Here is a 10259-nt window from a genome sequence, read left to right as displayed (position 1 = left end):
GTGCCGGGCGGCTCGCCCACCGCGGCCTCGGCGGGTGCGCCCTCGGTGCCGTTGGCCGTCGGCGTCACCGCTCCGAGCCCGACGAGGGCCGGCCCCACCACCGACACGGCGAGCCGGCCCCGCCGCCGCCCGGGCTCGCGCCCCTTCCGGCGTGGGTCCCGTACCGCGCGCCGACCTGCGGGGGCGGGCGCCGCCGACGGGGGCACGGCCGGAGCCGTCCCCGACCGGGCGTCCCCGGGCGGTCCTGCGGGCGGAGCGGGAAGCGCGTCCGCCCGCCCGGCCCCCGGTGGTGGCGCCCGCCCGGGCCGGTGGTGGGCGCCCCGCAGCCGGGGCAGGCCGGAGCGCCGTTCAGACGGCGGCGACAGGGCGCGCGGTGGTCCATGGGTTCTTCCCCGTGCCGCCGGGCGGCAGGCCCGCGCCGGTCGCCGTCCGTCGGCGCCGGCGGTACACGGCCGCGTGCACATGCGGAGCCCGGGCAGCGGGCGCGTCGGGTTCCACGCCTGCCTGTGAGGCTTCTGGAGAGATGCCGTGTCAGTGGCGGCGGCATCGCGCCGTCGGCCGGGGGCCACCCGGCAACGCGCCCGGGCCATGCCCCGGACACCGGTTTGTCGGTCCCTGCTGGTAGACACTTGTTCGGCCCGCACCGACCCCCCGAGGAGCAGCGCATGACGGTCAACAACCACATCGAGGAGTTCCACGGCCTGCCGGTTCTCGACTTCGTCACGGCCGTCGACGGGGGCGGCCCGCTCCCCGAACCGGCCACCGTCGCCTGGAAGATCGCCGTCGAGTTCGACGCGGACCAGAAGTGGACCGCGCGCTGGCAGCAGTTCCTCGACGCGGTGGACACCACCGCCGTCGGTGCCGTGGTGATCGGCGAGTGGTCGCAGGACGGCCCGGAGAGCTTCGCCGAGCCGCTGGCCGCCGTCCTCGGCGCGGCCGGGCGGCTGCCCGCGCTGCGCGGCCTGTTCATCGGCGACATCACGTACGAGGAGAACGAGATCTCCTGGATCGAGATGGTCGACGTGACCCCGGTGCTGACGGCCTTCCCGCTGCTCACCGAGCTGGTCGTGCGCGGTTCCACCGGCGGGCCGGAGGACGAGGAGGACGCGACCGGGGGCGACGACCCGCTGTTCCGCACCGTGCGGCACGAGCACCTGCGGGCGCTGCGGTTCGAGACCGGCGGCCTGCCGCGCCACGTGCCGCTGGCCGTCGCGGCGAGCGACCTGCCCGCCCTGGAGCGCCTGGAGTTCTGGCTCGGGGTGGAGAACTACGGCGGCACCACCCGGCTCGCCGACCTGGAGCCGTTCCTGGACGGCACCCGGTTCCCCGCACTGCGCCACCTCGGCCTGCAGAACAGCGAGATCCAGGACGAGATCGCCGCGGCCGTGGCGAACGCCCCGGTGGTGCCCCGCCTGGAGTCGCTGAACCTGTCGATGGGCGTGTTCACCGACCAGGGCGCGACGGCGCTGCTGGAGGGCCAGCCGCTCACCCACCTCAAGGCCCTCGACCTGCACCACCACTACCTCAGCGACGCCGTGCAGGAGCGGCTGCGCCAGGCCCTGCCCGGGGTCGCGATCGACCTGTCCGGGGCCGGCAAGCCCGACGAGCGGTGGCGCTACGTCGCCGTCGCCGAGTGAGGCAGCGGCCGACCGGCCCTTCCCGCACGACCCAGCACCCGCTCCAGGACCAACCAGCCATGCCGCCCAGGGGGGCACCGTGATCATCACCAGAACCGCCGACCGTTTCCTCCGGTTGCCGGTCGTCAACTTCTCGCTCGGCAAGCCCCGCCGGTCCGAGCAGGGCGAGCCGGTCGAGCCGCCGGCCGCGGACGCCGTCGCCTGGCGGCTGTCCGTCGCGTACGGCGCGGAGGGCGGCTTCGACGAGGTCTGGTCCGCCTTCCTCGCCGCCGTCGACCCGGCCACGGTCCGCGCGCTGCTCATCGGCCCCTGGTGGACCAACGACTACACCCCCGTCGGCCCGGCCCTCGCCACGATCGTCGCCGACGCCGGACGCTTCCCGGCCCTGGAAGCGCTGTTCGTCGCCGACGTCACGTACGAGGACTGCGAGATCTCCTGGCTGGAGATGTCCGACGTCACCCCGGTGGTGAAGGCGTTCCCCCGGCTGACCGAACTGGTGGTGCGCGGCGGGAACGGGCTGCGGCTCGCCCCGTTCCGGCACGAGCGCCTCACCGACCTGCGGTTCGAGACCGGCGGGCTGCCGGCCGAGGTGGTGCGCGCGGTCGCGGCGAGCGAACTGCCCGCCCTGGAGCGCCTGGAACTCTGGTTCGGCGTCGACGAGTACGGCGGCGACGCGACGATCGACGACGTCGCGCCGATCCTGACCGGCACCAGGCTGCCGGCCCTGCGCCACCTCGGCCTGGAGAACAGCGAGTTCCAGGACGAGATCGCCGCCGCCGTCGCGAACGCCCCGGTGGTGCCGCAGCTGCGGACGCTGAGCCTCGCCATGGGCGTGCTGAGCGACGAGGGCGCGGCGGCGCTGCTGGAGGGCCAGCCGCTCACCCACCTCAAGGCCCTCGACCTGCACCACCACTACCTCACCGACGCCATGCAGGAGCGGGTGCGCCAGGCCCTGACGGGCGTGGACGTCGACCTCTCCGAGGCGGAGGAGGAGGACGACGGCGAGTGGCGCTACGTCGCGGTGGCCGAGTAGGCGGGCGCGGATGACGACGACGACCCCCGGTGCCGGGGCACCGGCCCGGACCCGCCACCGGCTCCCGCCGTCCGGGCGGCTGACCGTGCTCGGCAACCCCGGCCACCGCCGGGTGACGCTGTTCGCGGACGCCGCCCGGGCCGCCGGGCTGCCCGAACCGGCCGTCCTGCCCTGGCTCGACCTGCTGCGCGGCACCCACCGGCTGCCCGAGGGCAGTGTGCTGCGGATCGAGTCACCGGGCGAGGAGGAGGCGGTGGACGCGCTGCTGCGCGGGCCGGCGCTCGGCTCCGGGTACGAACCGACCCGGGTCGAGGGCGGGGCCGCCTGGTACGCCGGGGTGACGGCGGCGCTGCGCACGCTCGCCCGGGCCCCCGGTGTGCGGCTCCTCGGCGACCCGGAGGAGATCGCCGTGATGTTCGACAAGCGGCGGGCGCACGCGCTGCTGTCGGCGGCCGGGGTGCCGGTGCCGCGTGCCCTGGGCGGCGACGCCGTCACCGGCTGGGAGGACCTCAGGGTCCGCCTGGACGCCGCCGGACTGCGCCGGGTCTTCGTCAAACCGTCCCACGGCTCCTCGGCCTCCGGCGTGGTGGCGCTGGAGTTCGGGCCGCGCGGCCAGCTGCGGGCCACCACCTCGGTGGAGCTCGCCGACGGCCGGCTGCACAACTCGCTGCGGGTCCGCCGCTACCAGGAGGAGCGGCAGGTGGCGGAGCTCGTCGACCGGCTCGCACCGGACGGCCTGCACGTCGAGCAGTGGGTCCCGAAGGCATCCCAGTCGGGCCGCTCGGCCGACCTGCGGGTGGTCGTGGTCGCCGGGCGGGCCACCCACGCGGTGGTCCGCACCAGCGCCCGGCCGATGACCAACCTCCACCTCGGCGGCGCCAGAGGCAGCCTGGAGCTGGCCCGGGAGGCGGCGGGTCCGGCCTGGCCGGATCTCCTGGAGACGGCGGAGCGGGCGGCCGCCTGCTTCCCCGGCTCCCCGATGGTCGGCGTCGACGTCCTGCCGACCGCCGGGTGGCGGCGCGCGGTGGTCGGCGAGGTCAACGCCTTCGGGGACCTGCTGCCCCGGCTCACCGGCCTGCCCGGCGGCCCCGCCGAGGGCCTCGACACCTACGCCGCCCAACTCGCCGCGCTCGGCGCCGCCCCGGCCGCGCGCGCTCCGGAACAGACGATCCCCCCACGTACGGAACAGCCCCGATGAACCACCGCCCCGGCATCCCCGTCCCCCCGCCCGGCACGCCCGCACCCGGCATCGCCGCGCCCGACGTCCCCGCACCCGCACGCGACGTGTCCGCACCCGACATGAACGCCGTGGTGGGCAGCCACGACCTGCTGCTGGTCACCCTCGACACCCTGCGCTTCGACGTCGCCGAGGAGCTGGCCGCCGCCGGTCGGCTCCCGCACCTGGCCGCCCATCTGCCCGGCGGGCGCTGGGAGCGGCGCCACTCCCCCGGCAGCTTCACCTACGCCGCCCACCAGGCGATCCTGGCCGGCTTCCTGCCGACCCCGGCCGCGCCCGGCGGCCCGCACCCGCGCCTGTTCGCCGCCCGGTTCGCCGGTTCGGAGAGCACCGCGCCGCGCACCTGGGTGTTCGACGCCCCGGACCTGCCGACGGCGCTCGCCGCGGCCGGCTACCGGACGGTCTGCATCGGCGGCGTCGGCTTCTTCAACAAGCAGGGCCCGCTGGGCTCGGTGCTCCCCGGGCTCTTCCAGGAGAGCCACTGGGCGCCGGAGATGGGCGTCCCCTCGCCGACCTCCTTCGAGGAGCAGGTCGCCCGCGCCGAGCGGGTGGCCGCGGAGCAGCCCGCCGACCGGCCGCTCTTCCTGTTCGTCAACGTCTCGGCGCTGCACCAGCCGAACTGGTTCCACCTGCCCGGCGCGACCCGCGAGCACGGCGACAGCCGGGAGAGCCACGCCGCCGCGCTGGAGTACGTCGACGCCCACATCGGCCGGCTGTTCACGGCGATGAGCGCGCGGCGGCCGTGCTTCGCGATCGTCTGCTCGGACCACGGCACGGCCTACGGGGAGGACGGCTACACCGGTCACCGGATCGGCCACGAGGTGGTCTGGACGGTGCCGTACGCCCACTTCACGCTCCCGGCGGGCACACCGTCCGCCGAGTACACCGAGCCCGCCGAACGCACCACGTCCAGCACGTCCGCCGCGCCCGCCGAGGAGACCGCATGACCACCGCCCAGGCCCGGCCGGCCGCGGCCGCCCCGACGGCCGCCCCGGCGTCCCCGACCGCGGTGGCCGGCGGGCTCCCGTACGCGGCGCCCTACCAGTCGTACGTCTACGCCTACCCGCACAAGACCGCCTACCGCGCGCTGCCCGACCGGCCGCTGCTGCGCGACCTGTGGGCCGGCGAGGCCCAGCACGCGCTCTCGCTCTACCTGCACATCCCGTTCTGCGAGGTGCGCTGCGGCTTCTGCAACCTGTTCACCCGGATCGGCGGGCCGGACGGCCTGACCACCGCCTACCTGGACGCGCTCGACCGGCAGGCGGGCGCCGTCCGCGAGGCCCTGGACGGGGGAGCCCGGTTCGCGCTGGCCGCGTTCGGCGGCGGCACCCCGACCTACCTGAGCGCCGCCGAGCTGGAGCGGCTCTGCGACATCGCCGAGCACCGGATGGGTGCCGACCTGAGGGCGGTCCCGCTGTCGGTCGAGGCATCCCCCGCCACCTCCACCGCCGACCGCCTCGCGGTGCTCGCCGATCGGGGCACCACACGGCTGAGCCTCGGCGTGCAGTCGTTCGTCGACGCGGAGGCCCGTTCGGCGGTCCGCCCGCAGAAGCGCGCCGACGTCGAGGCCGCGCTGGGGCGGATCCGTGACGCCGGGTTCCCGGTGCTCAACATCGACCTCATCTACGGCATCGACGGCCAGACCGAGGCCGGCTGGCTCCACTCGCTGGACGCCGCGCTGGTCTGGCAGCCCGAGGAGCTGTACCTCTACCCGCTCTACGTCCGCCCGTTGACCGGCCTGGCCCGGCGCGGCGAGGCCGAGGGCCCGGCCGCGTGGGACGCCCGCCGCCTCGCGCTCTACCGGGCCGGCCGCGACCACCTGCTGGCGCACGGCTACGAGCAGGTGTCGATGCGGATGTTCCGCCGGGCCGCCGCACCGCAGGCGGGGGTGAGCGAGTACGCCTGCCAGACCGACGGCATGGTCGGCCTCGGGTGCGGGGCCCGCTCCTACACCTCCCGGCTGCACTACTCCTTCGACTACGCCGTGGACGCCACCGCGGTGCGGCGCATCATCGACGACTACGTGGCGACCGAGGAGTTCGACCGCGCGCCGGTCGGCCGGGCGATGACGCCCGCCGAGGCCCGGCGGCGGCACCTGGTGCAGTCGCTGCTCCAGGCCGACGGACTCGCACTCGACGAGTACCGGGACCGGTTCGGCGGCACACCGGCGGAGGACTTCCCCGCCGAACTGGCGGAGTTCACGGCCCGCGGCTGGCTCGCGGACGGGCCGGACGCGGCCGACCGGCTGCGGCTGTCGCCCGAGGGCCTGGCCCACTCGGACGCGGTGGGTCCGATGCTGTTCTCCCCCGAGGTCCGCACGCTGATGGCGGGATACGAGGCGAAGTGACCTTCCTCGGCATGCCCGCCAACGGCCCGGCCACCCGCACCGGTCCCGCCGGACCGGCCCCGGCCGGCGCCCCCGCCGCCGACCCGGGCGGCCCCGCCCCCGCCGGGCCGCCCGTCGATCTCAGCCTGCTGTACCGGGGCCCGCTGGCCTCCTGCGACTACGACTGCCCCTACTGCCCGTTCGCCAAGCGGCGCGACACCCCCGGGCAGCTGCGGGACGACCGTGCCGCGCTGGAGCGGTTCACCGGCTGGGTGGCGGGCCGCGCCGGCACCGGTGACACCGTCTCGGTGCTGTTCACGCCCTGGGGCGAGGGGTTGGTGCGGTCCTGGTACCGGCGCGCCATGGTCGGGTTGAGCCGGTTGCCGCACGTCCGGCGGGTCGCCGTCCAGACCAACCTCAGCTGCCGCACCGGCTGGCTGGCCGAGGCGGACCCGGCGACCCTCGCGCTCTGGGTGACCTACCACCCCGGCCAGGTCGAGCACGACCGCTTCCTCGCCAAGTGCCGCGAACTCGACGCCCTGGGCGTGCGGTACAGCGTCGGTGTGGTCGGCGAACCCGACCACCTGGCGGCGGCCCGGCGGCTGCGGGCCGAGCTCTCCCCCGGGATCTACCTCTGGATCAACGCCGCCGAGGGCCGTACGTACACCGACGCCGAGGCCGGGGACTGGGCGGCCCTGGATCCGCACTTCGGCTTCAGCCGCCACGCCCACCCCAGCGCCGGCCGGCCCTGCCGGACCGGCGAGTCCGTGCTCTCGGTGGACGGCGACGGCACCGTCCGCCGCTGCCACTTCGTCCGCGAGGAGCTCGGCAACCTCTACGACGGCTCCTACCGCTCGCGGCTCGCGCCGCGCGCCTGTCCGCTGCCGGTCTGCGACTGCCACATCGGCTACGTCCACCTGGAGACCCTGCCCCTGTACGACGTCTTCGCGGGCGGTGTCCTGGAACGGATCCCGCACGGCTGGTAGCGGCCGGGCCGGTAGCGGCCGCCGGGCGGTCCGGCGGACACCCTCGGAGCACGTCCGTGCCCGCCCCGTGTCCGCCGGGCCGCCGGAGGACGCCGGCACCCGCCCGCCCTGGCCGCAGCCGCTCCGACGTACCTACGCTGGAAGCACGAGGAGGCGATCAGCATGCTTGGAGACGCACCCCTGGTGGCGATCATCCCTGCCGCCGACCTGGCCCGGGCGAGGTCCTACTACACCGACACCCTGGGCCTGAAGCTCACCGACACCGGTCCGGAGGGCGACCTGACCTTCGAGTGCGGTGGCACCGAGTTCGGCATCTACGAGACGCCCAGCGGCGGCCGGGCGGAGCACACCCTGGCCAGTTTCAAGGTCCCCGATCTGGACGCGGAGATGACCGCGTTGCGCGCCAAGGGCGTCGTGTTCGAGGAATACGACTGGCCCGGACTGAAGACCGTCGACGGCGTCGCCGAGGCCGACGGCATGCGTGCCGCCTGGTTCAAGGACAGCGAGGGGAACATCCTCTGCCTGAACGAGCGCACCGCCGGCTGAGGACGCCGACCGACGAGGTGCCCGGCCGGGACGCCCCGGCCGGGCACCTTCACGATGTCCGCCCGGCCCACGCCCCCACCGCCCCACGCGCACGGGGCCGGAGCGGTACGCACACGTACTCATGATCACCGGCAGTCCGGATCGATTCCGACTGTTTTGCCCCGATAGACAAATAAATGACCGCCAAGAATCGATTGAGCACGCCGAGAACCGTTTTGTTCGGCGACGCCCGACCCGCACCCCCGACCTTCGGCGGGGGTGCGCGAACGGGATTTGACGTCGGCCGATCGCCTTGGGAATAGTCCCTTCCGGGCCGACCGGGCGGCTACGAGGATCTCCCGCACGGGGGCGAGGACTGCGGGGGCGGGATGCGATTTCCGAAGGCCGTGGGAACGGCGCTCGCCGCAGCCCTGACCGCTCCCCTGGCGCCCGCCCACGCCGAACCCGTACGGCCCCCGGCCGCTGTCACGCCCGCCACGACCGGCGAGGAATCCTTCCTGCAGATCGTCGCGCACCAGGACGACGACCTCCTCTTCATGAGCCCGGACCTCGGCCGCCAGTACGCGGCACCTTCGGTCACCGTCTTCCTGACCGGCGGCGCCACGGCGGACGCCCGGTTCGCTGATCCGTGCGCCTACTCCGCGAGCCGGGACGCCGGTGCCCGGGCCGCCCACGCCCGGCTGGCGGGGGTCAACGAGCCCACCTGGAACACCGCCGTGCTGCGGCTGGCCAACGGAAAGGCCGTCCAGGTGGACACCCTGGACCAGGCGCCGCGGATCAAGCTGGTGTTCCTCCGGCTGCACGACGGCGGCGACTGGCACTACCCGGCGGGCGGGGGCCGGGCCACCCTCGACACCCTGTTCAACGAGGGCCCGGGCGGTCCCTCCCACCAGGCCACGCTCGGCAGCCTGCCGGCGGACGGGGCGTGCGACCCCGCGTTCGCCGGCCAGGCCTACCGCCACGACGACGTGGTGACCACGCTCACCGAGCTGATGGAACGGTTCCGCCCGACGGTGCTGCTCGCCCAGGACCCCCGCGTCCCGTACGGCTACGACCGGAACCCGCTCAATCCGGCCGACCACAGCGACCACATCGCGGCCGCGCGGTTCGCCGGAAAGGCCGCGCTCGGATATCACGGGCCCGACGGGAACGGGCGGGTGCTGCTCCGGAACTACCGCGACTACAACGTGCGCATGGACCCGCCGAACCTTCCCGCGGGAACGGCGAAGGAGAAGCGCAGGACCTTCCTCGCCTATCTCGGACCGAAGCGCCCGGGGACCGGCGGCGGGTATTCCGGGAAGTACGACCCCCAGCCCGATCCGGACGAGGCCCATTTCTACGCGGACTTCCCCTCCCGGCAGTATCCGCGGTGGTCGAACGGGACCGCCTGGGCCACCCAGGACGCCACCGGCGCGCTGAACGCCTTCGCCGTGCTCGACAACCGGGTGCAGGTCTGGCGCGAGTCCGGGCCGGGCGGCGACTGGAGCGGCCCCGAGCCCCTGCCGGGCGGCGAGGGTCTCGCGCCCGCCCTCGGCGTGCTGCGGGACGCCGAGGGGCTGATCCACCTCTTCGGCGTCCGGCCGGGCGACGACCGGATCGTCACCGTCGCGCAGACCGCCCCGGGCAGCTGGGGCGAGTGGACGGCACTCGGCAACCCCGACCCCGCCGCTCCCGGACACGTCGGCAGCCCCGTCCCGGTCCTGGGCGGCGACGGCCGGCCGGCCGTCTTCGTCCGCAACGCGCACGGCGGCGTCAGCGCGCTCGTCCGGCGGCCGGGGGGCGACTGGCCTGCGGACTGGACCGACCTCGGCGGCAGCCGGGTGCGCGACGGCCTGGCCGGAACCGTCACCGCCGACGGCCGGATCGAACTGTTCGCGCCGACCGGGGACGGCATCGCGCACTGGCGGCAGACGGCACCCGGCGGCCCCCTCGTCCGGGACGCCGCCTTCCTCGGACCGGCCCCCGCGGGCCCGATCACCGCGGGCCGCTCCGCCGACGGACGGCCCGAGCTCTACTTCCACCAGGCCGGCACCGGCCAGGTCGTCACCCGGTACCTGCGCCCGAGCGGCTCCTGGACGACCGCGCCCGAGTCGCTGGGCGGCCCGGCCGGCCTGGAGGGCGTGGCCGCGGTGACCGGGACCGACGGCCGGACGACCGTGGTCGTCCGCAACGACGCCGGCGGGGTCAGCCTGGTGTCGAAGTCGGCGGCCGACCGCGGCTTCGCCCCGAAGTGGTCCGACCTCGGCAGGCTCATCGTCGGCGCCCCCACCGTGGCGCTCGACGCCGCCGGCCGCCGCGTCGTCCTGGCCCTCGGGCCGGACGCCGTCCTGCGGACCGCGCGACAGAGCGGCCCCGGGGCCGACAGCCCCTTCGGCACCTGGCAGCCGGCCGGCGGCTGAGCACCGGCCTTCCGCACCGAGCCGGACCGGACCCAGGGGGCCGTCCGGGCGGGGGGCCCTGCGGGCGTGCGGCCGGGCGGCCGCCGGCGGGCCCC

At 75.5% G+C, this 10259-nt stretch carries 8 protein-coding genes; all 8 read left to right on the top strand.

Translation table 11 applies throughout. The features are described 5' to 3' along the window. Positions 1 to 665: 665 nt before the first annotated feature. A complete protein-coding gene (locus tag ACFCX4_RS30365; RefSeq protein ID WP_376149355.1) occupies positions 666 to 1637 on the top strand; it encodes an STM4015 family protein in 972 nt (323 codons plus the stop codon). 79 nt (positions 1638 to 1716) lie between these two features. Then, the gene (locus tag ACFCX4_RS30360; protein WP_376149352.1) at positions 1717 to 2670 is read left to right on the top strand and encodes an STM4015 family protein; all 954 of its coding nucleotides are present in this window, start codon (positions 1717 to 1719) and stop codon (positions 2668 to 2670) included. 10 nt (positions 2671 to 2680) lie between these two features. Beyond that, positions 2681 to 3868: an STM4014 family protein gene (locus tag ACFCX4_RS30355; protein ID WP_376149349.1), complete on the top strand. Its 1188-nt coding sequence runs from the start codon at positions 2681 to 2683 to the stop codon at positions 3866 to 3868. A 101-nt stretch (positions 3869 to 3969) separates the two neighbouring features. Next, complete coding sequence (locus ACFCX4_RS30350; protein WP_376149358.1) at positions 3970 to 4854, top strand: STM4013/SEN3800 family hydrolase; 885 nt, start codon at positions 3970 to 3972, stop codon at positions 4852 to 4854. After that, entirely contained in the window at positions 4851 to 6254 is a 1404-nt protein-coding gene (locus tag ACFCX4_RS30345; RefSeq protein ID WP_376149346.1) for an STM4012 family radical SAM protein, read from the top strand. Before ACFCX4_RS30350 ends, ACFCX4_RS30345 begins: the two co-directional genes overlap by 4 nt. A gap of 11 nt (positions 6255 to 6265) precedes the next feature. Further along, the gene (locus tag ACFCX4_RS30340) at positions 6266 to 7219 is read left to right on the top strand and encodes an STM4011 family radical SAM protein (protein WP_376149343.1); all 954 of its coding nucleotides are present in this window, start codon (positions 6266 to 6268) and stop codon (positions 7217 to 7219) included. Positions 7220 to 7381: 162 nt separating this feature from the next. Continuing rightward, entirely contained in the window at positions 7382 to 7765 is a 384-nt protein-coding gene (locus ACFCX4_RS30335; RefSeq protein WP_376149340.1) for a VOC family protein, read from the top strand. Between the two features lie 368 nt (positions 7766 to 8133). Continuing rightward, positions 8134 to 10164 (top strand): PIG-L family deacetylase, encoded by a 2031-nt coding sequence (locus tag ACFCX4_RS30330; protein ID WP_376149337.1) that lies wholly within the window; start codon positions 8134 to 8136, stop codon positions 10162 to 10164. Positions 10165 to 10259: the final 95 nt, after the last annotated feature.

The sequence above is a fragment of the Kitasatospora sp. NPDC056327 genome (genome assembly GCF_042261735.1).
In the GTDB taxonomy this organism is placed as follows: domain Bacteria; phylum Actinomycetota; class Actinomycetes; order Streptomycetales; family Streptomycetaceae; genus Kitasatospora.
Note: the sequence above shows the minus strand (reverse complement) of the source record. Positions and strands in the feature narration are given on the sequence as shown.

Coding starts and splice junctions, on each gene's coding strand:
- ACFCX4_RS30365 (WP_376149355.1), top strand. CDS start 666: ATGACGGTCAACAACCACATCGAGGAGTTCCACGGCCTGCCGGTTCTC.
- ACFCX4_RS30355 (WP_376149349.1), top strand. CDS start 2,681: ATGACGACGACGACCCCCGGTGCCGGGGCACCGGCCCGGACCCGCCAC.
- ACFCX4_RS30350 (WP_376149358.1), top strand. CDS start 3,970: ATGAACGCCGTGGTGGGCAGCCACGACCTGCTGCTGGTCACCCTCGAC.
- ACFCX4_RS30345 (WP_376149346.1), top strand. CDS start 4,851: ATGACCACCGCCCAGGCCCGGCCGGCCGCGGCCGCCCCGACGGCCGCC.
- ACFCX4_RS30340 (WP_376149343.1), top strand. CDS start 6,266: ATGCCCGCCAACGGCCCGGCCACCCGCACCGGTCCCGCCGGACCGGCC.
- ACFCX4_RS30335 (WP_376149340.1), top strand. CDS start 7,382: ATGCTTGGAGACGCACCCCTGGTGGCGATCATCCCTGCCGCCGACCTG.
- ACFCX4_RS30330 (WP_376149337.1), top strand. CDS start 8,134: ATGCGATTTCCGAAGGCCGTGGGAACGGCGCTCGCCGCAGCCCTGACC.